This window comes from Sorangium sp. So ce363 (assembly GCF_051520435.1).
In the GTDB taxonomy this organism is placed as follows: Bacteria; Myxococcota_A; Polyangia; order Polyangiales; family Polyangiaceae; genus Sorangium; species Sorangium cellulosum_B.
Genome location: NZ_CP150333.1, coordinates 6,973,257 through 6,998,504, shown reverse-complemented (window position 1 = coordinate 6,998,504; position 25,248 = coordinate 6,973,257). Strand labels below are relative to the sequence as shown.

The 25,248-nt window shown below is 70.3% G+C and carries 18 protein-coding genes; 14 read left to right on the top strand and 4 right to left on the bottom strand.

All coding sequences use genetic code 11. From position 1 onward, the window contains the following. Positions 1–99: 99 nt before the first annotated feature. Both WMF12_RS26275 and WMF12_RS26270 read right to left on the bottom strand, forming a co-directional pair. Positions 100–792 carry a hypothetical protein gene (locus WMF12_RS26275; RefSeq protein ID WP_437541430.1) on the bottom strand — a complete coding sequence of 231 codons (693 nt, stop codon included), beginning with the start codon at positions 790–792 and terminating at the stop codon, positions 100–102. Positions 793–882: 90 nt separating this feature from the next. Next, the gene (locus WMF12_RS26270; RefSeq protein WP_437541428.1) at positions 883–2,175 is read right to left on the bottom strand and encodes a type VI secretion system-associated FHA domain protein; all 1,293 of its coding nucleotides are present in this window, start codon (positions 2,173–2,175) and stop codon (positions 883–885) included. Positions 2,176–2,379: 204 nt separating this feature from the next. On the opposite strand from WMF12_RS26270, the gene WMF12_RS26265 reads away from it, so the two are divergent. The 11 genes from WMF12_RS26265 (at position 2,380) to WMF12_RS26215 (ending at position 19,943) form a co-directional block, all read left to right on the top strand. Next, positions 2,380–4,269, top strand: coding sequence for a transglycosylase SLT domain-containing protein (locus WMF12_RS26265; RefSeq protein WP_437849977.1), 1,890 nt, complete (start codon positions 2,380–2,382; stop codon positions 4,267–4,269). A gap of 36 nt (positions 4,270–4,305) precedes the next feature. Then, positions 4,306–7,011 carry a type VI secretion system ATPase TssH gene (tssH, locus tag WMF12_RS26260; protein WP_437849976.1) on the top strand — a complete coding sequence of 902 codons (2,706 nt, stop codon included), beginning with the start codon at positions 4,306–4,308 and terminating at the stop codon, positions 7,009–7,011. 116 nt (positions 7,012–7,127) lie between these two features. Then, the gene (gene tssJ / locus WMF12_RS26255; protein ID WP_437739411.1) at positions 7,128–7,886 is read left to right on the top strand and encodes a type VI secretion system lipoprotein TssJ; all 759 of its coding nucleotides are present in this window, start codon (positions 7,128–7,130) and stop codon (positions 7,884–7,886) included. Positions 7,887–8,058: 172 nt separating this feature from the next. Next, a complete protein-coding gene (gene tssK, locus WMF12_RS26250; RefSeq protein ID WP_437739410.1) occupies positions 8,059–9,420 on the top strand; it encodes a type VI secretion system baseplate subunit TssK in 1,362 nt (453 codons plus the stop codon). 34 nt (positions 9,421–9,454) lie between these two features. Then, a complete protein-coding gene (locus WMF12_RS26245) occupies positions 9,455–10,132 on the top strand; it encodes a DotU family type IV/VI secretion system protein (protein ID WP_437274698.1) in 678 nt (225 codons plus the stop codon). Between the two features lie 41 nt (positions 10,133–10,173). After that, entirely contained in the window at positions 10,174–13,890 is a 3,717-nt protein-coding gene (gene tssM, locus WMF12_RS26240) for a type VI secretion system membrane subunit TssM (RefSeq protein WP_437849975.1), read from the top strand. Positions 13,891–14,227: 337 nt separating this feature from the next. Next, a complete protein-coding gene (gene tagF, locus WMF12_RS26235) occupies positions 14,228–15,202 on the top strand; it encodes a type VI secretion system-associated protein TagF (protein WP_437849974.1) in 975 nt (324 codons plus the stop codon). Positions 15,203–15,390: 188 nt separating this feature from the next. Then, positions 15,391–17,070, top strand: coding sequence for a type VI secretion system protein TssA (gene tssA / locus WMF12_RS26230; RefSeq protein ID WP_437849973.1), 1,680 nt, complete (start codon positions 15,391–15,393; stop codon positions 17,068–17,070). 141 nt (positions 17,071–17,211) lie between these two features. Continuing rightward, positions 17,212–17,712 (top strand): type VI secretion system contractile sheath small subunit, encoded by a 501-nt coding sequence (gene tssB, locus WMF12_RS26225; RefSeq protein WP_272093886.1) that lies wholly within the window; start codon positions 17,212–17,214, stop codon positions 17,710–17,712. Positions 17,713–17,715: 3 nt separating this feature from the next. Further along, a complete protein-coding gene (gene tssC / locus WMF12_RS26220; protein WP_437739406.1) occupies positions 17,716–19,200 on the top strand; it encodes a type VI secretion system contractile sheath large subunit in 1,485 nt (494 codons plus the stop codon). A gap of 152 nt (positions 19,201–19,352) precedes the next feature. Further along, a complete protein-coding gene (locus WMF12_RS26215) occupies positions 19,353–19,943 on the top strand; it encodes a TIGR00730 family Rossman fold protein (RefSeq protein ID WP_437849972.1) in 591 nt (196 codons plus the stop codon). A 36-nt stretch (positions 19,944–19,979) separates the two neighbouring features. Here the strand turns inward: WMF12_RS26215 and WMF12_RS26210 are convergent, their stop codons facing one another. Further along, positions 19,980–20,540, bottom strand: a complete 561-nt coding sequence (locus WMF12_RS26210; RefSeq protein WP_437849971.1) for a helix-turn-helix domain-containing protein — start codon at positions 20,538–20,540, stop codon at positions 19,980–19,982. Between the two features lie 90 nt (positions 20,541–20,630). Between WMF12_RS26210 and WMF12_RS26205 the strand changes: the two genes are divergently transcribed. The 3 genes from WMF12_RS26205 to WMF12_RS26195 all read left to right on the top strand — a co-directional run bounded on the left by WMF12_RS26205 (position 20,631) and on the right by WMF12_RS26195 (position 23,236). After that, entirely contained in the window at positions 20,631–21,443 is an 813-nt protein-coding gene (locus tag WMF12_RS26205) for an SDR family NAD(P)-dependent oxidoreductase (RefSeq protein WP_437849970.1), read from the top strand. After that, positions 21,440–22,465 carry an S-adenosylmethionine:tRNA ribosyltransferase-isomerase gene (locus WMF12_RS26200; RefSeq protein WP_437849968.1) on the top strand — a complete coding sequence of 342 codons (1,026 nt, stop codon included), beginning with the start codon at positions 21,440–21,442 and terminating at the stop codon, positions 22,463–22,465. The genes WMF12_RS26205 and WMF12_RS26200 overlap by 4 nt, the downstream gene beginning before the upstream one ends. Positions 22,466–22,678: 213 nt before the next feature. After that, positions 22,679–23,236: a chlorite dismutase family protein gene (locus WMF12_RS26195; protein WP_437739401.1), complete on the top strand. Its 558-nt coding sequence runs from the start codon at positions 22,679–22,681 to the stop codon at positions 23,234–23,236. Between the two features lie 136 nt (positions 23,237–23,372). On the opposite strand, the gene WMF12_RS26190 is transcribed toward WMF12_RS26195, so the two are convergent. Continuing rightward, on the bottom strand, positions 23,373–25,004 hold the full coding sequence (locus WMF12_RS26190) for a hypothetical protein (protein ID WP_437849966.1): 1,632 nt from the start codon (positions 25,002–25,004) through the stop codon (positions 23,373–23,375). Between the last annotated feature and the right edge of the window lie 244 nt (positions 25,005–25,248).

Here is a 25,248-nt window from a genome sequence, read left to right as displayed (position 1 = left end):
CGAGCGGAGGGAGGCTCGCCAGCGAGCGGAGGGAGGCTTGCTGGCGAGGGGAGGAGGGAGGCCTGCCGGAGAGGGGAGGGAGACGTACCGGAGAGGCGGCTACCAGCAGAACAGCGCGTTGCCGTAGCCGCAGTTCGGGCGCTGGAGCATCGCGTAGGCGGTGCCGACGGCGAGGCCGCTCAGGAAGCCGGTGACGCCGCCGATCGCGATCTGACCGGCGTTCTCGTGCGGCCGCGTGTCGCCGGGGGCGACGCCGCGGGCGATGGTGGTGACGACCGAGGCGGTGAGGGGGAAGGCCACATTGCCGATGAAGGCGCCGGCGTTGAAGCGGCCAGACGAGTAGCGGAACGTGTCGACCACGAAGATGCCCGTGCCGGCGCCCGTCGCGCCCCAGGAGGCGAACGCGTGCGTCGACGGGCCGCCGAACGACTCGCAGCCCGAGTCGGACACCGCCGCGTTCGTCTCGTCGATCGAGCAGCCCGGGCGCGTCGACTCGAGCGCGTTCTTGATCGGCAGGTCCACGAGCAGCGTCAGCGCGGTCATCGTCATGGCGGGCGCCATGACCGAGAAATGCCAGCGCCCCTTCCAGCCGACCGTGGCCTCGGGATCGCTGTAATAGACTCGCGGCATCAGGAAAACGACGGAGCTTCCCAGCACGAGGCTCACGTCCGAGACCGTGGCCCAGTTCTTATCGCGTTGGACCGTCGTCTGCGCGGCCGCCTCGCGCGGGGCGAGGAGGCACGCGGCGACGGCCAGACAACCTGCTGCTACGACTTTCTCCCTGATTCGCATGAACGGCGCCTCGCGTTCGGCCGCGCCTCCGGCGAAGATCGGCGAGCCCAAGGCGCGGCTCGCCGCGCGAAGCCCCGCCGTTTTGGGGCGCTAGCGTTTGTTCGGATTCCCAGAGCCGGGGAAGCGGACGATGCTCCGGCCTCCCGACTCGCCGGACGACCCATAGTCCTCTGCGGCGGTCGCAGCGTACGCCCGAGAGAACTGCTCGCCAAATATTTCCCGAAAAGTCTCCTTGTCCTCCCCCGAATAGTCGCCGTGCCGGCGCTCGTAGAGCTTCCAGAGCTCCTCGTACTTGTTCGAGAACAGCCCGCCTTTCTTGCCCGCGCGCTCGAGCTTCTCCTCGAGCGTCTTCGGGGAGAGCTTCACGAGCAGCGACCTCACGCCCCCCATCACGCCGTTCAGGAGCGCGATCTGGTGGCTCATGACATCCACGAAGATCTCGTGGAGGTGCCGCGCGGCGTCCGGGCCCCCGACCGGCGTGAGCAGGACCGTGCCGAGCTCCTTCGCGTCCTGCGCGTTCGCGACCTTGTCCGTCTCGGCGGAGCGATCGCGCGCCAGCACCTCGGCCTCGAACTCCTGATAGCCGTCGCGCAAGCTCACGAAGCACTTCAGGAAGACCTCCATCGTGTCGCGGAGCCGCCGCGCGAAGTTGACGATGCCCGCGACGTCGTCCGGGGGCTTCGCGCCGGGCGCGAGGGCGCCCGCCAGCTCGGAGAGCGCTGCGAACGCCGCGTTCGCGGGGGCCAGCTCGCCGAGCGTGCGGTAGTCCACGCCGTAGTACTGAGAGATCTTCTGAAAGTCCCGCTCCGCGAGCACGCTCGGGTGCTCCTCGCCAAGCCGGCGCAAGTAGCTCTGGCGCGCATCGGGCGGGAGGCGCGCGAGGTGATCCCAGATCATCCGGTAGACCGCGGCCCACGCGGTCCGGTACGCCTCCAGGTACGGGACCACCTGACGCAGGTAGGGGTCTTCGCCGCCGGGAGCGGCGCGCTTCTGCGGGCTGATCAGCGCGGAGAGGTTGTCTCCGCCCGTGCCGAGCAGCGTGCCGTCGTTCGGGCTCTCGGACTTCAGCGGCGCCTCGATGATCGCCAGCCGGATCTGGATCGGGCCGATCGTGATCTCCGGCTGGCCGGTCACGTCCACCGAGGTATCGCGCGCCAGCCGGTGCCCCGCGAACATCGTCCCGTTGGTGGAGCCGAGGTCGCGCACGAAGATCCGGCGATCGCGGACGTCCACCGCCGCATGGAACTGGGAGATGTAGGGCCGGTCGATGTGAAGGTCGTTCAGCTGATTCCTGCCGATCCGGACAGGGAAGCGCTCGAACGAAACGTCGAAGCTTTGGTTGGCCTGGGTGTCGGACACGCGGGCCGAGAGCGCCGCCGGCATGGGTGCAGACTAGCAGACCCGCTCCGCCGGACGGGAGTGCCTGACGTCCATCCGCACCATGCGGCCCGCCAGTCTGCGTGCAGCCCACCCAGAGGCCACGCCGAAGCCCGAGAGGGAGCCGAGGCCGGCCCGCCCAGCGGCGCGCCAAGCCCGGCTCGCCCGGGCCGGCCGGTTTGTTGACCAGTTTGCCTACATGGTGCGACGTTGAACCACATACCAATGAGCCTCGTCCACAAGATCCCTCCCCTGGTCTCGGCCCTGGCGTTTGGATACGGGGTCGGGATGGCGGCGCCCCAGTCGGCGATCACGTCGGTCCAGTCGGCGGTATCGACCTACCAGCTGGGGGCAGCGCGGGCCACGGCGCCGGTCGGGGCGCTCGCCGCGGCGCCGCCGCCGTACGCGGCGCCGGCGCGCGGGCTCGACGGCCCGGCAGCGCCGCCGGGGGGCGAGTCGCGGGAGCTGTGGCGGCTGCGCGAGGCGGCGGGGCGCGACGCGCGGGAGGGCGCCGCGTGCGAGCTCGATCGGCCGAGCTTCTCGCGGCCGCCGCGCGCGTTCTCGGCCGAAGGCAGCTACGCCGACGACGTGGACGACCTCGACTCGGCCGGCGCCGAGGCGCTCTCGAAGCTGCAGCTGCCCGACCTCCGGCTCGCCGTGTCGCGCCGCACCCTGAAGTACGTCCGCTTCTTCACGCGCACCGACCGCGGGCGGCAGATGTTCGAGACGTGGCTGAAGCGGAGCGGGCGCTACCAGGAGATGATCCAGGCCGAGCTCAGGGAGCGACGGCTTCCGGAGGATCTCATCTGGGTGTCCATGATCGAGAGCGGCTTCGACCCGCGGGCGAAATCGCCGGTCGGCGCCGTGGGACTCTGGCAGTTCATGCCCGCCACCGGCGCGGTCTACGGGCTCCAGCAGACGCGGCACCTCGACCAGCGGAAGAACCCGCGCCTCGCCACGCAGGCGGCGGCTCACCACCTGCGCGATCTCTACCTGCGCTTCGGCAGCTGGGACCTCGCGCTCGCGGCCTACAACATGGGCTACGAGCAGCTGCTCGACCGCATCGATCGCTACGGGACGTCCGACTTCAACGAGCTGGCGCGCCAGGAGGCGATCCCCTCGGAGACGGCCGCGTACGTGCCGAAGATCGGGGCGGCGGCGATCGTGGCGAACAACCTGGAGCGGTTCGGGTTCGATGAGGTCGCGGTGAGCCGGCCGATCGACGCCGCCGAGATCGCGGTGCCCCCGGGGACGCCGCTCAAGACGCTGGCGAAGGCCGCCGGCGTCGGGACCTCGACGCTGCGGAAGCTGAACCCCGACATCCTGGGGGACCGCGTGCCGCCCGGACGGGGAGACTTCCTCGTGATGCTCCCGCCGGACACGCTCGCTCGAGCGCAGGCCGCCCTGCCCGCGATGCTCTCCACGGAGCTGCTCTCCACGGACGACGCGTCGATCCTCGATCCGGTCGATCTGCTCGGCGGACGCGACTTCGCGCCGCGGAGGGGGAGCCGGGACGACGAGAGCCTGCTCTCGCTGCTCCCGAAGCCCGCGCGGAAGCGGACGGCGGAGACGGACGTGGACGACGACGACCGGCCTGCGCTCGGCAAGCGGCGCTCGATGCGCGATCCCGTGGCCACGTCCTCGCTCGACGATGGCGCGGAGGGCTCGTCCGACGACGACGCTGTCGACGTCTCGCGCGCCCCGCTGCGGACGCGCGCCGCGCGCGGGCAGTCGCGGTCCGCGCGCGAGGTGATGCTCTACCGCGTCGCGCCCGGCGATACGCTGATCGGCGTGGCGCGGCAGTTCGTCATAGACGTCGAGGACGTCGCGCGCGATAACCGTATTGAGCCGGACCAAAAGCTCCGCGTTGGCGCCCTGCTCAAGCTGCGGATACGGCCCGACATGGTGGACCGCGTCGCGGCCGGCGAGCCGCTCGCCGCGCAGGACAAGGACGACAGCGCCCACGACGCCGCGCCGGCGCCGCGAGGCGACGCGACCCGCGGGGGGGCCAAGCCGGCCGCGCGGGAGCGCGGAGAGGCGAGCGGGGCCGAGGGCCGCGCCCCGGAGGCCGCGGAGAAGAAGCGCAAGGGGCGAGGCTGACGAGGCGCTTTCGGACGAGGGCGCGCCTCGGCTAGCATGCCGCGCATGCAGCTCGTCGACACCAAAGCCATCGTCAAGCGACTCACCAAGAACTGCACCTCTGCCCTCGAGGCGGCGATTGGCCAGTGTGTCAACGCGCGCCACTACGAGGTCACGCTCGAGCACCTGCTCCTCGCGCTGCTCGACGACGCGAACTCCGACATCGCGTTTCTCGTATCCCACTATGATCTCGACCCGTCGCACCTCCGCGCCGCGCTCCAGCGCAGCCTGGAAGAGCTGAGGAAGGGCAACGCCGGGAGGCCCGTGCTCTCGCCGACGATGCTCGAGTGGATGCAGGACGCCTATCTCGTCGGATCCATGGAGTACGGCTACCAGCGGGTCCGGAGCGGCGTGCTCTTCCAGCGCCTCGTCCAGCAGCCGACCCGGTACTCGGTGAGCAGCATCGGCGCGTATCTCGAGGGCATCTCGAAAGACGATCTCAAGAACAACCTCCCCAAGATCGTCTCCGGCTCCAAGGAGGAGGCGGAGGCCGCCGCGGCGGCGGCGGGCGCAGGCGCGCCCGGGGCCGGGAAGCTGCCGGCCGGGATGGCGAGCGCCGGGCCCGATTCGGCGCTGGCGAAGTTCTGCGTCGACTACACGGGGAAGGCGCGCGCGGGGCAGATCGATCCGATCTTCGGTCGCGAGCGGGAGATCCGGCAGGTCATCGATATCCTCGCGCGGCGGCGCAAGAACAACCCGATCATCGTCGGCGACGCGGGCGTCGGGAAGACGGCCCTCGTCGAGGGGCTCGCGCTGCTCATCGTCGAGAGCACGCCGGAGAACCCGAAGGTGCCGCCGCTCCTGCAGGGCGTCGACATCCTCGGGCTCGACATGGGGCTGCTCCAGGCAGGGGCCGGCGTGAAGGGCGAGTTCGAGAACCGGATGAAGCAGGTGATCGCCGAGGTGAAGGGGTCGTCGAAGCCGATCATCCTCTTCATCGACGAGGCGCACACGCTCATCGGCGCGGGCGGCCAGCAAGGCGGCGGCGACGCGGCCAACCTGCTCAAGCCGGCGCTCGCCCGCGGCGAGCTCCGGACGATCGCGGCCACGACGTGGAGCGAGTACAAGAAATACTTCGAGAAGGACGCGGCGCTGGAGCGGCGCTTCCAGCCGGTGAAGGTCGACGAGCCGAGCGAGCCGGCGGCCGTCGTCATGCTCCGGGGGCTCCGGCCGAAGTTCGAGGCGGCCCACAACGTCATCATCCAGGATGAGGCGGTGACCGCGGCCGTGCGGCTGTCGGCGCGCTACTTGACCGGCAGGCAGCTGCCGGACAAGGCGGTCGACCTGCTCGACACCTGCGCGGCCCGGGTGAAGGTCGCGCTGCAGCAGCGCCCCGCCGCGGTCGAGGACGCCGAGATCCTCATCGTGAACACCGAGACCGAGCTCAAGGCGCTCGAGCGGGATCGCGACAAGGGCGTCCAGATCGATCAAGAGCGGGTCGCGGAGCTCAAGGACAAGCTCGCCAAGGCGAAGGCCGAGCTCGAGTCGGTGCGCGCCGACTACGCGAAGGAGACGGCGGGCACGCAGCGGGTCATCGACGCCCGCAAGAAGATGGACGAGGCCAAGACGAACGAGGAGCGGGACGCCGCGCGCCGCGACGTGGTGAAGGCCCTCGACGAGCTCAAGCAGAGCCAGGGCGAGGTGCCGCTGATCCGGCCGGACGTCGACGAGGCCATGGTCGCGAGCGTGGTCGCGGCGTGGACGGGCATCCCCGTCGGCAAGATGGTCCAGGACGACGTGAAGGCGCTCCTCGAGATGGAGGACCGGCTGACCCGGCGGATCAAGGGGCAGACGCACGGCATCGTGAGCATCTCGAAGGAGCTCCGGAGCGCGCGCGCGGGCCTGAAGCCGCTGAGCACGCCCCAGGGCGTGTTCCTGCTCGTGGGGCCCAGCGGCGTCGGCAAGACGGAGACCGCGCTCGGGATCGCCGACCTCATGTTCGGCGGCGAGCGGATGATGACGGTCATCAACATGTCCGAGTTCCAGGAGAAGCACACCGTCTCCCGGCTCATCGGCTCGCCCCCCGGCTACGTCGGCTACGGCGAGGGCGGCATGCTCACCGAGGCCGTGCGCCAGCGGCCCTACACGGTGGTGCTCCTCGACGAGGTCGAGAAGGCCGACCCCGACGTGATGAACCTGTTCTACCAGGTGTTCGACAAGGGCATGCTGAGCGACGGCGAGGGGCGGCTCGTCGACTTCAAGAACACGGTCATCATCCTGACGAGCAACCTCGCGACCGACAAGATCACGAACATGACGGTCGCCGCGCGGGAAGAAGACCCGTCGCGCCGCCTCGACGCGGACGGCGAGTTCATCAAGGAGATCGTCGAGTCGATCAAGCCGACGCTCTCCGCGCACTTCAAGCCGGCGCTGCTCGCGCGCATGACGACGGTGCCGTACCTGCCGATCTCGCCCGACGCGCTCGGCGAGATCACGCGGCTCAAGCTCGACGCCCTCGTCGACCGCCTGCGCAAGAGCCAGCGGATCGAGGCGTCGTACTCGGACGCGCTCGTCGAGACGATCGCGGCGCGCTGCACCGAGGTCGACACGGGGGCGCGCAACATCGACCATATCCTCCGGGCGTCGCTCCTGCCGCTGCTCTCGGTCGCCGTCCTCGAGAAGATGGCGGAGGGGCCGCTCCCCAAGCGGCTCCAGATCGGGGTCGACGCCGAAAAGAACTTCACGATCTCGTTCTCGGACTGAAACGGACTGAATCAGACCGATCGACGCCGCTCGCACACCGAAAGTTGTACTGGCCACGAGACTCCGCATAAATTGGGCGGAGCATGGTCCCGTTCGCCAAGCTCCTACAGCGTTCGATGTGGATCGGGGAGCCCCGTTCGCCCTCCCCCGCAGGGGAGGGCTCGGCGCGCCAGCCGGGGCCTCGACGTCGGCCGGCGTCGCTCCTCCGCGGGGCGGCCCCGGCGAAGGTCGCGGCGGCCATCGCCGCGGCGACCCTCGCCGCCTTCCTCGGCGCCGCGCTGCCCGCCGCGCTCTCGGGCTGCACGTCCGCCGCGCCGCCGCCCGCGGCCCCCGAGCCGTGCGACGTCCAGATCGTGACGCTCTCGATCTACGCGTCCGACAACATCAACCCCAACGAGAACGGGAACCCGCGGCCCGTGGTCGTGCGGCTCTACCAGCTGAAGAGCAGCGCGCGCATGGAGAACGCGACATACGACCAGATCCTCCTCAAGGACAAGGAGACGCTCGAGGACGACCTCGCCAAGGTCGACGAGGTCGAGGTCTTCCCGAACGACCTCGTCGAGGTGAAGTTCGAGCGCCTGCCCGACGCGAGCCACCTCGTCGGCGCCGCCCTGTTCCACAGCCCGAAGGGCAACAGCTGGAAGACCTTCTACGAGTTCCCGCTCCCGCCCGGAGAGGCGCAGTGCGGCGGCCGCGAGTCCGACGCAGGTCCGCCCGTGGCCGATCCGCGGGTCGCGTTCTTCATCGACTCGACCAAGATCGACAACGGGGTCGAGTTCGACGAGTCGATGTTCCCCAACGCGAGCGCCGTTCGCCGGCTCAGCCTGCCGAAGAAGGTGGCCGCGCCAGAGGCGCCCGCTCGCCCGGGGAAGTGATCGCCGTGGCGCGCGCAGGTCGTCCTCCCAGCGGCAGTCCACGCGACGTGACCGCGCCGCCCTCGGCGACGACGAGCGGCCCGATGCGCGCAGCGCAGCGTCGGCGCTCCCCGCGCCTGACCCGCTTTCGCGCCGCCGCGCACGGCACATCTGATAAGACTGGACGGGCGACATGATTCACCCGCGCAAGCCGGTCTGGACCGAGGGGCTCTTCATGACCCCTCAGCACCTGCAGCAAACGGACGCCTACCACGAGACGCTGCTCCATGCGCGCCTCCATGCCGTCGTGGGCTACGACTGGGGCATCACGTCCGCCCAGTTCGATGAGCGCGCGCTCTCCGCCGGGCAGTTCAAGGTGGTCAAATGCCACGGCGTCTTCCCCGACGGCACGCCGTTCTTCATCGGCGATCGCGGCGAAGATCAGGTCGAGGCGCGGCCGCTCGAGGGCGCCTTCCCGGCCGCGTTGAAGACGCTCGACGTCTTCCTCGGCATCCCGAACCTGCGCGAGACCGCCGCGAACATCAGCCTGGACCCGGCGAAGGCGGGCCCCGCCCAGCGGTTCGTGGCCGCCCAGACAACGGTCCCGGACGTGAACTCCGGCCGCAACGAGCAGTCGGTCACCTGGGCCCGCACCAACCTGCGGCTCCTCTTCGGCACCGAGCCGCGCGACGCGTACCAGACCGTGCGCATCGCGCAGCTCGTCCGCGACAGCTCCGGCGCGATCGCCCTGCGGAAGAGCTTCATCCCGTCGGTCCTTCGCATCAACACGTCGGACCACATCATGTCCGGCCTCCGCCGCGTGCTCTCGGCGCTCGTCGGCAAGCAGAAGTCGCTCGTCGAGGGGCGGCGCATGCGCAACGCGGCGTCGGTCGACTTCCAGGCCTCCGACCTCACCAAGTTCTGGCTGCTCCACACCCTGAACTCGTACATCCCGATCGTGTCGCACCTCGTCGACCACGGCGGCGCGCACCCGGAGCAGTGTTATGTCGTCCTCGGCTCGCTCATCGGAGAGCTCTGTACCTTTGCGGCCACCGACAGCGATCCGACGACGATCCCCAAGTTCAACTACCTCGAGCTCGATGGCGTCCTCGACCCGATGTTCGACCGGGCCTGGAAGCTCATCAACGAGGTTGTCACGGAGCAGTTCGTCATCGTGCCGCTCGAGAAGCGCGAGGACGGCATGTACCTCGGCAGGTTCGAGGACCCGAAGCTGCCCCGCAGCCACGAGATGTTCCTCGAGGCGAAGGGCACGGACGAGGGCACGCTGCGCGAGCGGCTCCCGCGCCTGCTCAAGATCGGCTCGTGGACGCAGATCGGCCACATCCTGCACTCCGCGACGCCCGGCGTGAACGTCGCCATCGAGTACCGGCCGCCGGGCGCCATCCCGGTCAAGCCGGGGCTCGTCTACCTCCGCGTCAACCAGAACGGCGATTACTGGAACGATATCCTCGGCTCTGGCACGATCGCTATCTACCAGCCGATCGAACCGCAAAAGGTCGATCTCCGGCTGATCGCCGTCCCGGCAGGAAAGTGAACGTGTCAGGCCGCCCCTTCCGGGTGAGGAGCCCATGAGCCTCTCGCAGACGATGTACTTTGTGTGCTCCGACGTGCTCTCGCTGATCCTGCAGCTCAGGAACTCGCGCGACCTCCCGGCGCCCGACATCCTCCAGCGGCGCGTCCTCGGCCTGTTCGACACGATGATGCAGAACGGCCGGGAGGCGCGCATCCCCGAGCAGGACATGATCGACGCGAAGTTCGCGCTCGCGGCCTTCGCCGACGAGGTGATCTTCAACTCGAACTGGCCGGGGAGGACGCAGTGGCTCCAGAACCCGCTGCAGTTCCAGTTCTTCCAGCTGAACACGGCCGGCGACGGGTTCTTCACGAACCTCGACAACCTCTACGGCCAGCGCGGAAGGAACCACGTCGCGCAAATCTACTTCCTCTGCTTGGCCCTCGGCTTCCAGGGGAAATATCGTCTGCGCCAGCAGGAGGGCCTCGGCGCCGTCATCGAGGGCGTGGGCAACCACGTCGCTGTCGCCGAGGGCGGCGGTGAGGCCCTCGCGCCGAACGCGGAGCGCAAGGACGGCGGGGCGAACGCGGTGCGCCGCGAGCTGCCCTACCTGGCCATCGCGCTCGGGCTGCTCGTGCTGGCCGTCCTCGTGGTCATCGTGCTCCGGCTCGTCGTGGCCTCGGACGCGGAGGGCGTGGCCGACCAGATCAAGAAGCTGATCAGCACGGGGACCTAGGCGACTCCGCCGTCCTCTGCTGTTCCCGAGGGAGACTTCCGATGTGGCTGTGGATCCTGAGCGCCCTGTTCCTCACCGCCGTGTGGGGAGTGTGGTTCATGCTGCGCCCGGCGGCAGGGGAGGGGGCCGAGGCGTTCCCGATCGAGATCCCGCTCGTGGCGACGGCGGTCGTCCTCGCCCTGCTCGTCGGGCTGGCGGTCTATAGGCGCATCCGTGCGGCGCGCGCCGCGCGGGCGCTCGAGAAGGCGATCGCGCAGCAGGCGCAGGAGCAGGTGATCAACGCGAAGCCGGAGCGGCGCGCGGAGATCCAGGAGCTCAACCGGCAGATGCAGGAGGGCATCGCCGCGCTCAAGGCCTCGAAGCTCGGCGGGGGCAAGCGGGGCGCCGACGCGCTCTACGTCCTCCCCTGGTACGTGATGGTCGGCCCGCCCGGGGCAGGCAAGACCACCGCCCTCCGGCACTCCGGGCTCGTGTTCCCGTACATCGACCCCGAGCGCACCGGCGTGCGCGGCGTCGGCGGCACCAGGAACTGCGAGTGGTGGTTCACGAACGAGGCGATCCTCCTCGACACCGCCGGCCGGTACACGACCGAGAGCGACGACCACGACGAGTGGATGGCGTTCCTCGAGACCCTGCTGCAGCACCGCGAGCACAAGCCGCTGAACGGCGTCATCGTCGCGGTGAGCCTGAGCGAGCTGCTCGACGCGAGCGACGAGCAGATCGATCAGACCGGCAAGAAGATCCGCGCGCGCATCGACGAGATGCAGCAGACGCTGCACATGGTCCTGCCGGTCTACGTGCTCTTCACGAAGAGCGACCTGGTGGCGGGCTTCACCGAGTACTTCGGCGACCTGAAGAAGAGCGAGCGCGCCCAGGCGTGGGGCGCCACCGTGCGGCTCGACGAGAACAAGGACGAGCCCGGGAAGATCTTCGATCGCGAGTTCGACGTGCTCGTCGAGAAGCTCCACGCGCGCCTCACGAAGCGGCTCATCGGCGAGCGCAACCGCGAGGTGAAGGAGAAGAGCTACCAGTTCCCGCTCGAGTTCGCGGCCGTGAAGCGCAACCTGTCGGACTTCATCGCGGCGGCGTTCGCGCCCAAGGCGGGCGCGGCGCCCACGCCGATCCTGCGCGGGTTCTACTTCACGAGCGGCGTCCAGGAGGGGCGGCCGCTCGACCGCGTGGTCGGGGCGATGGGGCGCGCGTTCGGGCTCCGCGCGGGGCTCGGCGAGGGCGAGGAGGACGCGACGGTCCCGAAGGAGTCGAAGAGCTTCTTCCTGCACGACGTCTTCACCAACGTCGTCTTCCCGGATCAGGACCTCGCCGCGCGCTCCGAGGCGGAGCTCCGGCGGCGGCGGATGCAGCGGATCCTGGTGGCCGCGGCCGCGGCGCTCGTGGCGCTCCTGTTCCTCCTGCCGGCGGTGATCTCGTACTTCAACAACAAGGGGCTCGTCGCCGAGACCCGGCGCATCTCGGACGAGATCGCGTTCGTGGACTGGTCCGGGCGGAGCGGCACGCCGCCGAACGTGCGCGCGAACATCGACAAGCTCGATCGGCTGCAGGAGCACGTGGGGCGGCTCGACGGTTACGTCGAGAACACGCCGATCGAGTACGGCTGGTTCATGTTCCAGGGGGACAAGCTGTTCCCGCCGACGATGGGCCAGTACATCATGAGCTTGAAGCAGGGCTTCGTCAGCCCCGCGAAGGCGCAGCTCGAGGCGAAGCTCGAGAAGGTGCGCGAGGGGGAGTTCCTGGACGGCTACAACGCCCTGCGGAGCTACGTCCTTCTCGGCAAGGAGTACCAGGGCCACATGGATGAGCAGGCGGCGCGGTGGCAGACCGGGCGGCTCGTCCAGGTCTGGGCCGACACCCTGAAGCCGTTCACCGATCTGCCCGAGAGCGAGCTCAAGGAGCGGCTCACGCCGCACGTCGCGTACTACATCGACCTCGTGCGGCGGAAGAAGCTCGAGGCCGAGGAGCTGAACGAGCCGCTCATCGCCCGGGCGCGCGCCGACCTGCTGCGGGTCGACCCGACGAAGCGCTACTACGATCAGTTTGTAACGAGCCTGATCGATCAGAAGTACGACGAGTCGGGGCCGAACACGCCGGAGAACCTGAAGTACCCGCCGGTGTCGCTCAACGAGATGTTCGCGGATCGGCCCGAGGTGCTGACCGTCGTCCACAGCGCGCAGAAGAACCGGGGCGGGACGTGGTTCGAGGTGCAGGGGCCCTACACGGCCAAGGGGCACGCGCAGGTGCTCGAGTCGCTGAAGGAGGGGAGGAAGAAGCTCGAGCGCGAGCTCTGGGTGCTCCCCCTGTCGAGCGACGAGAAGCGGCAGGGCGACCAGATCCAGAAGGAGCTTGACCGCGTCCGGCAGGACTACGACAACGCGTACATCGCGCAGTGGGAGGCGTTCTTCCGCGACATCCAGGTCGACGTCCCGAAGACGAACCGGGACGCGATCCACGAGTTCAGGGTGCTCTCCACGCCCGACTGGCCCTACCGGCGGCTGCTCCAGCGGCTCTCGGACGAGACGCAGTTCGGGAAGGACGAGAAGCCGAGCCTGCTGACGGCGGACGGCGGCCTGCTCGACAGGGCCAAGGACATGATCGCGCAGAAGGTCGACCAGCGGACGGGCGTGCGGATCGACTCGATGCTCACGGGGAACCAGCGCGAGCACTACGATCCGGTGCCTGACAAGTTCGAGTCGATGGCCAGCTTCGGGGTGCCCCAGCCGCCGGCAGGTGAAGGGCAGCCCCCGCCGCCCCCGCCCAAGCTCGGCCAGTACGTGGGCCACCTCGAGCGGCTGGCAGGGGAGATGAGCGTCGTCGAGGACGGGCCGCCGGACGCGGACACCTCGAAGGCCACGGAGGCGTTCCAGGACGCGGTGAAGGAGACCCAGGGGCTGCTGCTCTCGATGGACCAGAACGGGCAGCGGCTGATGGAGCCGCTCCTCATGAACCCCCTCCGGCAGGCGTACAAGGCCGTCGTGCGGCGCGCAGGCGGCGCGGCGAGCGGGATCTGGGAGGTCGAGGTCTGGCCGCACTACCGCGACAAGATCAAGGACCGCTACCCGTTCAACCTCGCGTCGTCACGCGACGCGTCGCTCGAGGACGCGATGGCCTTCTTCAAGCCGAAGGACGGGGTGCTCTGGGGCTTTTACGAGACGTACCTCAAGGGCTTCCACTACCAGGTCGGGCACGAGTTCTTCCCGAAGGCGCACCTGTCGGGGCAGCCGCAGGCGGCGAAGCCGTTCACGCCGTTCAGCGCGAACCTGTACAACTGCCTGAGGCGCTCGAACGAGATCTCCGACGCGCTCTTCGGGAGCAGCGGCGGGGCGGATCCGAAGGTCGTCTTCCACATCAACATGAAGACGGTCAGCCCGATCGTGAGCGAGGTGGTCTTCGAGGTCGACGGCCAGAAGAGGCTCTATCGCAACGAGAAAGAGTTCTGGCACACCTTCAACTGGCCGGGCGAAGGCGCGAAGGGGGCGAGGATCCAGGTGCGCGGCGCGGGGGGGCTCGACGAGGAGCTCGTGCGCGAAGGGCCGTGGGGGATCTTCCGGCTCTTCGAGGCCGGGACGACCACCGCCCAGAAGGACAACGACGAGCTGTTCACGGTGACCTGGCAGATGACGGCGCCGCCGGTGACCGTGACCATGGAGATCAGGCCGACCCGCGGGAACCACCCGTTCCCGACGAGCTTCTTCCGGGCGACCAACTGCCCTGCCAGCATCGGCGATCGCTTCGGCAAAGGGTGAGGTAGGCAGCAGCAACGGAGCCAGCGGGGGAGGGGGTGTCGTGCGGGGGGCCGGCGGGGACCCCCTCCCGCGAACTCGCGCCTTTTGGGGGGCTGTTGCCGTGTGAACGGGGGGGCCGAGACCGTGCGCGACCGGCTCCGGTGCGGGCCGGCGCTCGGGTTCGCGGGGCCCTACCCCGCCGGCCCCCCGCACGACACCCCCTCCCCCGCTGGCTCTTTGTGAAACGGGGAGAGAGGGGGGCCTTGATGACGTCGTTCGGGGGGCGCTCGCACGTTCCTGGCGCAACCGGGAAGGTGGTAGCGCTCGGTGAGCGGTTCGTGGTTCACTCCCAGCAGTCATGTTCTGGCGCCGCAAGAAGGGCCCTGCCGCTCCGCCGCAGATCGGCTGCTTCGGCAAGCTGCCCGCCACGGGCGATTTCATCCGGCTGAACGCAGGTGGAGAAGAGCTCGCGGCCTTCGACCGCTGGCTGGGCGCGTCCATCGATTTCGCCCGGCGCGCCATGGGCGCCCATTTCGATGCGCACTACCAGACGGCCCTGGGCCTCTTCGTCTTCCACGGCGAACCGAAAGGCGACGAGCCGCCCACCCGCGGGCTCGTGGGCGCCTGGGCCGCCAGCGGCGATAACGCCGGGCGGCTCTACCCGATGGTGGTGTTCGGGTCCTACGATTACGATCAACTCGTCTCCGCCGGGCCGTCGCTCCCCATCACCCTGTTCCCCCTCCTCGCCGCCGCCCACGACGCCGCGACGAACGGCAGGACCCTGCCCGTCGACGCCTTCCTCCACCGCGTCTCCCAGATCTCGCCGCCGTCGCTCGACGACCCCGACGCGGCGCACGCCGCCTACCGCGCATGGCTGAAGACCCAGCCGATGAAGGCGCTCTGGGACGCCGGCTTCGGCACCGACGCGAGCCGCTTCTGGGTGCTGCAGAACATCCTCGACTCGGTGATCCCATTCCGCGGTCAGGAGCTCCCGAGGACAGGGCTCGCCCTCAGGCTGCCGCTCGGCGCAGGAGACGCCTACGCCGCCGCCGTGTGGATGGACATGACCCGCCGCCTGTCGAAATGGGGACGCACGGTGATGAACGCGTTCTGGACACCACAGCACACCCTGCTCCTCCACCTCGGTACCCCCCACGTGGGCTCGTTCCGCGAGATGATCGCGCCCACCACCCAGGCCGAGCACATCGCCGACCTCTGCGGACCCCCGCGCGTCGAGGAGCACGTTTCCCGACATGCGCTCGGACCAGAGCTCGACGCGCTCGTCGCCCGGACCGACCTGTCGCTCGACAGCTTCCTGGAAGCCCTCGGCTGAGCCGATGCCCGAGCCGAAGGCACCCGCTCCACCCCGCGCGCGGCCGCTCCGGTGAGCCGCCCGGCTGCGCCGCCCGGCTCACCGCCGAAGTGGCCGTGCAGCCGTCGCGCGGTCGTCGTGCAGGCGTCGTGCAGTCGTCGTCTGATTCGCCGTCCACACCCAGGACGCCTTGATATCCTGCGCGCCCCATGGCCGCTGAAGACGCCATCCAACAATCCAAAGAGCGGATCGAGGCGCTGTACGCGCCCATCAACGGCGGCGTCGGCGCCGACGTCACCTACGACGAGGCGTTCGAGGGCCTCAAGAACGAGGTCGACAAGCTGCAGTCGCTCGCGGGCGGCAAGGTCGACTGGGGGCGCATCGCGAGCGTCGCCGATGAGCTCCTGAGCGAGAAGTCCAAGGACTTCCGCGTCGCGCTCTACTACGCGGCGGCGAAGTCGCAGATCGACAAGCTGCCCGGTCTGCTCGACGGGCTCGTGCTCGTGCAAGAGCTGAACAACGCGTTCTGGGACACCATGTATCCCGCGATCAAGCGGCCCAAGGCGCGCGGCAACCTGTGCGCCTGGTTCGGAGACCTCGCGGCAGGGACGCTCACCGGCATCACCGTCACCGCCGCGGACCGCGACCTGGTGAACGCCATCGACCAGGTGAGCCGCGCCCTGGACGTCGACCTCGCCGACAAGCTCGGCGACGCGTACGGAGGGCTCGGCCCGCTCCGGAACGCGATGCGCAGCCTCGTCGCGAGCCTGCCCGCGGAGGCGCCGCCCCCGCCTCCTCCTCCGCCGCCCCCGCCGCCTCCTCCTCCGCGGGTCGAGCCGCCGAAGGCCGAGGCGCCGCCGGCGGCCACGGTAGCGGCTGCCGCGCCGCCGCCCGCGCCCGCGCCCGTCGCCGCCGCGGGCGATCCGGCGCTCAGCCTCGAGGCGATCGTCGACGAAGACTCCGCGCTCGCCGCCCTCGGCAAGTGCTCGCCCCTGATGGCGCGCGCGGGCGACGCGCTGCGGGCGGCGGATCCGAAGCGGGCGTCCGCGTACCGCATCCTCCGGGTCGGGCTCTGGGTCGATCTCCTCGACGATCCGGGCGCGTCGTCTCCGACGGGCAGCACGGCGATCCCACCGCCGCCCGAGCACGTGCTGCAGACGCTCCCGGCGCTCACGACCCAGGGGGCGTTCGCCGATCTGCTGCAGGTCGCCGACGAGTACGCGCAGAGCTACCCTCTCTGGCTCGATCCGCACAGGTACGTCGCGAACGCGCTCGATCAGCTCGGCGACGACTACGCCGACGCCAAGCGGGCGGTGCTCGTCGAGGTGGGCGCCCTGCTGCTCCGCGCGCCGCTCCTGCCGACCCTCAAATTCAGCGACGGCACGCCGTTCGCCGACGGCGAGACGCAGGCCTGGCTCTCGTCCGAGGTCGCGGCCGCGCTCGGCGGCTCGGGTGCGAGCGGCGCCGCAGCGCCGGCGAGGCCGCGGAGCTACCTCGACAAGCCGCTCTCCGAGGCCCGAGGGCTCGTCGCGAACCAGCAGCCCATCGACGCGATGGCGCTCCTCGAGAAGGCCGCCGCCGCGGCTCCGACGGCGCTGGACCGCTTCCGCGTGAGGCTCGCGATGGCCCAGATCAACATCGAGCTGTCCCAGTTCCTCGTGGCGCGGGCGCAGCTCGAGGCGCTGGAGCACCTCGTCGACCACCACCGACTCACCACCTGGCAGCCGGATCTCTGCGCGGAGCTCTACGCCGCGCTCCACACGTGCTACCGGGTCCTGAACCAGGGCTACGAGGCGACCCCCGAGGCCAAGGCGAAGGAGACGCTCTGCTTCGAGCGCGTCTGCCAGCTCGACGCGGCGCTCGCCTTGAAGATGTCGCTGGGGGAGTGAGCGGGTGGCCAGGGTGACCAGGGTGGCAAAGACGGGGATGCGCGTCGCGCCGAGAAGCTTGCCCGAGGGGCGGGGGTTTTGTTCTATGCTCGTTCGGCCTGCGGGCGCTCCGCCCGCTGCTGACGGGGAAAGGAGCCTACGATGAGCGGATCGAAAGAGGGATCGGTCGCGCCGAAAGAGCGCGTGAACATCACGTACAAGCCGGCCACCGGGAACGCGAAGGAGGACGTCGAGCTGCCGCTGAAGCTCCTGATGCTCGGCGACTACACGCAGCGGCCGGATCCGCGGCCCCTCGAGGACCGCAAGCCCATCAACGTGGACAAGGACAACTTCCAGAAGGTCATGAGCGAGCAGAAGCTCGCGCTCACCTTCAACGTGAAGGACGTCCTGTCCGAGCAGGAGAACAGCGAGCTCACGGTCAACCTCAAGTTCCGCCGGCTGAGCGACATGGAGCCCGAGGCGATCGCGAACCAGGTGCCGGAGCTCAAGAAGCTGCTCGACCTGCGCGCCGCGCTGACGGCCCTCAAGGGCCCGCTCGGAAACGAGAAGGCGTTCCGCAACAAGATTCAGCAGATCCTGAGCGACCCGGCTCAGCGCAACAAGATCGTGAGCGAGCTCGGGCTCGACAAGGAAGGGGAGTGAGCGATGGCGACGGAGACACAGGCCGCGGGGAGCGCGGGCGTCCAGACCCTCGAGGGGGGATCGCTGCTCGACGAGATCCTCGCCGAGACGAAGATGACGCCCGGCGACGAGGGGTACGAGATCGCCAAGCGGGGCGTGCAGGCCTTCATCTCGGAGCTCGTCGCCCCGCGGCGCGAGGGCGAGAAGGTCGACAAGGCCTTCGTCGACGCGCTGATCGCGGAGATCGACGTCAAGCTGTCGCGGCAGATCGACGAGATCCTCCACGACCCGAGCTTCCAGAAGCTCGAGTCCGCGTGGCGCGGCCTCAAGTTCGTCATCGACCGGTGTGACTTCCGCGAGAACGTCAAGGTCGAGATGCTCAACTGCTCCAAGGAGGACCTCCTCGCCGATTTCGAGGACGCCCCCGAGGTGCCGAAGAGCGGGCTCTACAAGATCGTCTACTCGGCCGAGTTCGGGCAGTTCGGCGGCAAGCCGGTCGGCGCGATCATCGCGAACTACGAGTTCGGCCCGGGCCCCCAGGACATCGCGCTCCTCCAGAAGTGCGCCGCGGTCGCGACGATGTCGCACGCGCCCTTCATCGCGGCGGCCGGGCCGCAGTTCTTCGGCCTGAAGGACTTCCAGGGGCTGCCCAACCTGAAGGACCTCAAGGCGCTCTTCGAGGGGCCGCAGTACACGAAGTGGAACGCGTTCCGCGAGACCGAGGACGCGCGCTACGTCGGGCTCGTGATGCCGCGCTTCCTGCTCCGCCTGCCCTTCGGCGCCAACACCGTCCCGGTGAAGGCGTTCAACTACGAGGAGGACGTGGTCGGCAAGCACGACGCGTACTGCTGGGGCAACGCGACGTACGCCTTCGCCACCCGGCTCGCCGACAGCTTCGCCAAGTACCGCTGGTGTCCGAACATCATCGGCCCCCAGGCGGGCGGCTCCGTGGAGAACCTGCCGCTTCACCAGTACGAGGCGATGGGCGAGATCCAGACGAAGGTGCCGACCGAGATCATGCTCACCGAGCGGCGCGAGTTCGAGCTCTCCGAGGAGGGCTTCATCGGGCTCACGTTCCGCAAGGACTCGGACAACGCCTGCTTCTTCTCGGCCAACTCCGCCCAGAAGGCGAAGTTCTTCGGGCAGAGCGACGAGGGCAGGGCGGCCGAGATGAACTACCGGCTCGGCACGCAGCTGCCGTACATGTTCATCATGTGCCGCATCGCGCACTACCTGAAGGTGCTGCAGCGCGAGCAGATCGGTACGTGGAAGGAGCGCGGCGATCTCGAGAAGGAGCTCAACGACTGGATCGGCCAGTACGTCGCCGATCAGGACGTGGTCTCCGCGGCGACCCGCGGGCGCAGGCCGCTCCGCAAGGCGAGGATCATCGTGACCGAGGTGCCGGGGAACGCCGGCTGGTACAAGGTCGACATGCAGGTGCGCCCGCACTTCAAGTACATGGGCGCCTTCTTCACGCTGAGCCTCGTCGGCAAGCTCGACAAGGAGTGACCCGCCGGCCACGGCGCCGCCGCCACGCGGGGGTGCCAGGCCGCGGCGCGGGGGTGCCAGGGCGCGCCGCCGGGGGGAAGGCTACCCTCCACGGCGCGCCGGCCCACCGCTCCCGCTTGGACGAGCTCGCCTGCCGGCGTAGGCTCGGGCCCATGAGAACGCTCTCCAGGATCTGCGTTTACTGCGGGTCGAACCCCGGCGCGTCGCCGGCCTACCGCGAGGCGGCCGTGCGGCTCGGTGAGCTCCTTGCGGCGAGAGGGATCGGGCTCGTGTACGGGGGGGGCCGCGTCGGGCTCATGGGCGTGATCGCCGACGCGGTGCTCGCGCGCGGCGGTGAGGTGATCGGCGTCATCCCGGGGTTCCTCAACCAGCGGGAGATCGAGCACCGCGGGCTGACGGAGCTGCGCGTGGTCGAGACGATGCACCAGCGCAAGGCAGAGATGGCCGCCCTCGCGGACGCGTTCATCGCCCTGCCGGGGGGCGTCGGGACGCTGGAAGAGCTGTTCGAGGTGTGGACATGGACGCAGCTCGGCTCTCAGGACAAGCCGGTCGGGCTGCTCGACGTGGCGGGGTATTACCGCCCGCTGATCGCCTTTCTGGATCACGTCGTGACCGAGCAGTTCATGAAGCCGGCTCACCGCGCCGTGCTGCAGGTCGCCGAGGAGGCGCCGGCCCTCCTGGATCTGCTCGCCGCGTGGCGCCCGGGCGCCGAGCCCAAGTGGATGACGCCCGGCGAGCGGTAGGCGCCGCGGCGCCGTGTGATGCGCGCCGCTGACCCTTCAGAGCACGCGCGCGAGGACCACGACCGAGTAGCCGACCGCCGGCTGCCTGCCGGGGTTGTTGTACGAGTGGCGCTGATCGCCGCGGAACACGGCGACGTCGCCGGAACCGAGCGTGAACCGCTCTCCGCTGACCACGAGCTGGAGCTCCCCCGACTCGCACGTCAGGTACTCGCGGGTGCCCGGGGTGTGCGGGACGCCTGTCATCCGCCCGCCCGGGGGGATCGCGATGCGATCCATCTCCATGCCCGGGATCGGGTCCGGCAGGAGCTTGCGGACGAGCGCCTGCCCGGGAGAGCGCGTGGGGAGCGTGTCGCGCGCGTAGAGCTGGCACGTGGCGCGGGGCGCGGAGAGCATCTCCTCGATGGAGACCTGGAGCGCGGCGGCGGCCCGGTGCAGCACGCCGAGCGTCGGGTTCGCCGCGCCGGACTCGAGGTGCGCCCAGGTCGCCCGCGGCACGCCGGCGAGCTTGGCCAGCTGCTGCTGCGTCAGCCCGCGCGCCTCGCGCAGCTGCTTGATGTTCTTCGCTAGCCGCCCCGCGAGCTCCGCGTCCTGGTCCATGCCCGGAGAGTAGCACTCTTCCAGGATATTGGAGCCCGCTCCAACGCGAGAACCCGCGCGGATTAGGCTGGTGTCGAGGAGGAAGGCACCATGAACGACGAATCGACCGGAAGCGAAGCGCTCATCCAGGCCGAAGCGAGCTCCCACCCGTCGCTCCCCCGCGCCGCGCGGGGCGAGCGGTTCGCGCCGCGGGCGGCGCTGGTCACCGGGGCGAGCCGCGGGCTCGGCGCCGCGCTCGCCAGGGAGCTCGCCCGGCAGGGCGCGAAGGTGGTCCTCGTGGCGCGCGAGCGCGGGCCGCTCGAGGCCGTCGCGGCCGAGATCGCCGCGCAGGGCGGGGAGGCGCACGCGCTCGCGGCGGACATCGGGGACAAGGGCCAGACGCACGCGATCGCAGGCGCGGCGGCGGCGCTGGTCGGGCCGATCGACCTGCTCATCCACAACGCGAGCACGCTCGGCAAGACGCCGCTGCCGATCCTGCTCGACACGGAGTGCGAGGATCTCGGGCGCGTGCTCGAGGTCAACGTGGTCGGCCCGTTCCGCCTGACGAAGGTGGTCGCCGGCGCGATGGCGCTGCGGCGGCGCGGGGTCGTCGTCCACATCAGCTCGGACGCGGCGGTGAACGCCTATCCGCGGTGGGGCGCTTACGGCGCCTCGAAGGCGGCGCTCGATCACCTGAGCCGCACCTGGGCCGCCGAGCTCGAGGGGACGGGCGTCGCGTTCTACGCGGTGGATCCGGGCGAGATGAACACGCGGATGCACGCGGAGGCCATCCCCGACGCCGACCCGAGCACGCTGGCCGATCCAGCCGACGTGGCGAGGCGCATCGTCGCGCTCGTCGGCCGCGCCGGCGAGGTGCCGAGCGGCGCGCGCCTCGAGGCCGCGCGCCTGCAGGAGGCGCCATGAGCCCCGCCACATGGCCCCGCGAGAACCCGCTCGAGGAGCGGCTCCTCCACGTGGACCCGCGAGCGGGGCGCTTGCGCGACGCGCGCATCGCGGATCTGCCCGCGCTCCTCGAGCCGGGCGATCTCCTGGTCGTCAACGACGGCGCCACGCTGCCGGCGTCGCTCCACGGCGCGACCGAGCGCGGCGCGGCGGTCGAGGTGCGCCTCATCGGCGAGCTGTCCGAGGGGCGCTACTCGGCCCTGCTGTTCGGCGCCGGCGACTGGCGCACGCGCACCGAGGAGCGCCCGGCGCCGCCCGCCCTCGGCCCGGGGGACGCGGTGACGTTCGGCGAGGACCTGTCGGCCACGGTCGAGAGCGTGTCTCCGGCCTCGCCGCGCCTCGTCGAGATCGCCTTTCGCGAGCGGGGCGCGCCGCTCTGGTCGGCGCTCTACCGGCGGGGGCGCCCGATCCAGTATGCGTACGTCGCGGGCCCGCTCGCGATCTGGCACACGCAGACGCGCTACGCGAGCCGGCCTCTCTGCGCCGAGCTCCCCTCGGCCGGCCGGCCGCTCGTCTGGGGGCTGCTGCTCGAGCTGATCCGCCGCGGCGTGCGCGTCGCCTCGCTCACGCACGCCGCCGGGATCTCGTCGACGGGCGAGCCGGCCCTCGACGCCGTGCTCCCCTTGCCGGAGCGCTTCGACATCCCGGAAGAGACGGTGGCGGCGGTGCGCGAGGCCAAGGCGCGCGGGCGCCGCGTCATCGCGGTCGGCACGACGGTGACGCGCGCGCTCGAGGGCTGCGCTGTCCAGCACGGGGGTGAGCTCCAGGCCGGGCCGGGGGTCACCGACCTGGTGCTCCACCCCGGCTTCCGGCCGAGGGTGGTCGACGGGCTCCTGACCGGCGTGCACGATCCGACAGAGAGCCACTTCCGGCTTCTCGAGGCCTTCGCGCCTGCCTCGCTGCTCCACCGCGCGAACTCCTATGCGGAGGAGGCAGGGTATCTCTGTCACGAGTTCGGCGACTCCTATCTTGTCCTGAGCTGACGCGGGCGACGGAAAATCATCGCGCGGAAACCACGGCGAAACCGCTGTCCGCACATCATCGACCGCGTTGCGTGTCGGGCTCGGCCGGCGCGGCGAGGCCGAGCGCAGCCGCCTTCCCGAGCACTCTCGTGACCAGAGGGCGTGTGGTAGGGCCGCCCCGACGTCGGGGGTCGGTGGGATTCGTCCGGCGTTGCCGTCGCCTCGGAGCCATCCATGGAAGGAAATCCGGTTCGGGTCAGTTTCGTTGCAGGTTCCGCCGGGGAGTGGCGGGTCGAGAGGACGGTCCTGGTGCGAGGCGAGGAGCTGCCCGCGGCGCCGCGGCTGCAGCGCGTCGAGGGGAGCAGCTTCGTCGCGCCGCCGGGAGCGGCCTGGGTCCTGAACGGCGTGAGGAGCAACGAGCGCTACGTCGAGCTCGAGGAGAGAAAGCGCCTCGTCGCCGTCCAGGAAGACCTGGGTCGGGCGTCGAGCACGCAAGCGGCGCTGATCCCGCTCAGAAAATCGAAGGCGTGGTGGGCGCTCGCGCAGGACGAGCGGCGGGCCATCTTCGAGGCGAGGTCGCGCCATATCAAGATCGGGCTGGAGTACCTGCCGGCCGTGGCGAGGCGGCTCTACCACAGCCGGGATCTCGGCAGCCCGTTCGACTTCCTGACCTGGTTCGAGTTCGCCGAGGGCGACGCCGGCGCCTTCGACGAGCTCGTGGGCAGGCTGCGCGAGACGGAGGAGTGGTCCTACGTGGAGCGGGAGATCGAGGTGCGGTTGTCGCGCGCATAGTACGGAGTCGGCCCGCGACGGCCGACCCGTCTTTGCCAGCGTTCTCGCCTCGACTCGAGATCTGCTGCAACCCGAGCACGCCGACAGAACGAAGAAGGCGCCCAGGTTGCCCCGGGCGCTCTCCACGCTGTCGCAATCACTCGCAGACGTTCGTCGTCGTGTTGCACGTGGCCGGCGAGGTGCAGCTCGAGTCGTCGTTGCACTCGACGCACGTGCCGGCCGCGAGCCCGCTGCCGCACACCGTCTTGCCGGGCAGGCCGTCTGCGGTGCAGTCGGTGCCCGCCGGCGCCATCGAGAAGCTCGGCATGGCCGGCGTGCCCGTGCACGCGGGGTCCGTCAAGCAGACGGTCGCTGACACCGGGAGATCGGTGACGTCATCGTCCGTCGTGGGGCTGCCGGCGCCGTTGCACACGCGCCTCTGGCAATCGCCCGGCGTCTGCCCGGACGGCACCTCCGTGCCCGCTGCGTAGCGCTGGCAGGCGCCCGCACCGTCGCAGAACCCGTTGGTCCCGCACGACGCCGCGCCCGTGTCCGGGCACTCGTCGTCCGGATCGCCGCCGGCCGCGATGTAGCCGCAGGCGCCGTCGACGCCGCCGAGCTTCTTGGCCGCGGAGCACGCCTGGCAGGCGCCGGTGCACGCCGTGTTGCAGCAGACGCCGTCAACGCAGCGCGCGCTGGAGCACTCGGCGTTGGTCACGCAGGGCGCGCCGTCCTGCTTGGCCGTGCAGGTGCCGCCGCTGCAGAAGCCCGTGGTGCAGTCGTCCGCGACGCCACACGTCTTCCCGACACCGCACCTGTTGCAGGCCGGAGCGCCCTGGAAGGACGCGCCGCCGCAGTCGACGTCGGTCTCGTTGCCGTTCTCGTCGGTGTCCATGCAGCTGGGCGTCGCGCACCTGCCGGCCGTGTTGCAGTAGCCGCTCGCGCAGTCCGAATCGAGCGTGCACTCCAGGTCGTCGGCGCAGGGCGCGCAACCGGAGCCGGCGTCGACGCCGCCGCAGTCGACGTCGGTCTCGCCGCCGTTCAGCGCGCCGTCGGTGCAAGACACGTCCACGCACCTGCGCGTGCCCATCGGATCGCAGACCTGAGGCACGGTGCAGTCCGTGTCCGCGAGGCAGTCGACGCAGGCGCCGTTGCCGTCGCAGACCTTGCCGCCGGTGGTGCACCTCGTGCCAGCGGTCTTCGGTGCGCTACCCGGAGAGCCGCCCGGGCACGTGCCGACATTGCATTCGTCGTCGGCCGGCTTGTCGGTGTCGTCGCGGATCGACGTCGTGCCGCCGTCGCCGTCGCAGACCTGCTGCTTGCAGTCACCCGCCGCCTGGCCCGCCATCGTGGCGGTGCCGTCGGGCACGCTGGTCGTGCCGCAGCACCGCGCTTCGCACGTGGCCTTCACGCACTCCGTGGCCGGGGCCGGGCAGTCGCCGATCGTGGCGCACGGTGTCGCGCCGCCGGCGCACGTCATTGAGCCACCGGTGCCACCGGTGCCGCCGGAGCCGCCCGTGCCGCCGGAGCCGCCCGTGCCGCCGGAGCCGCCCATGCCGCCGGAGCCGCCCATGCCGCCGGTGCCATCCGAGCCGCCGGTGTCTGATGACGAGCTGGCGCTGCTGCTCGTCGTCGTGCCACCGCCGGAGCCACCGGTTCCGCCGGCGCCGCCCGTGTCGGAGATCTGGCTGCGATCGACGGCGACGATGAGCTCGCAGCCGGTCACGTTCACCGTGAGCGCGCCCGCCGCGAGCACCAACGCAGGGAGGAACGTCGTTTTCTGGTTCATGCCAACAAGCACATTGGCCAGGGGGCCAGACCTGACCTGAGGCGGAGCCTACAGCAAAAGGCACAAGGAATCGCCGGCTTTCTCTTGCGATTAGAATCGATAACGTCCGGCACCGCCCGCGGCCCAATCGCGCCTTGGCCGCGGCGCCGAGCTCCGCGTCAGGCGCGCCGCTCTGAAGGGCAGCCGGTTGCGCCCACATCGGGCCACAGCGGAAGAGGACCCAGCCGCCCGGGAGGCATGAACC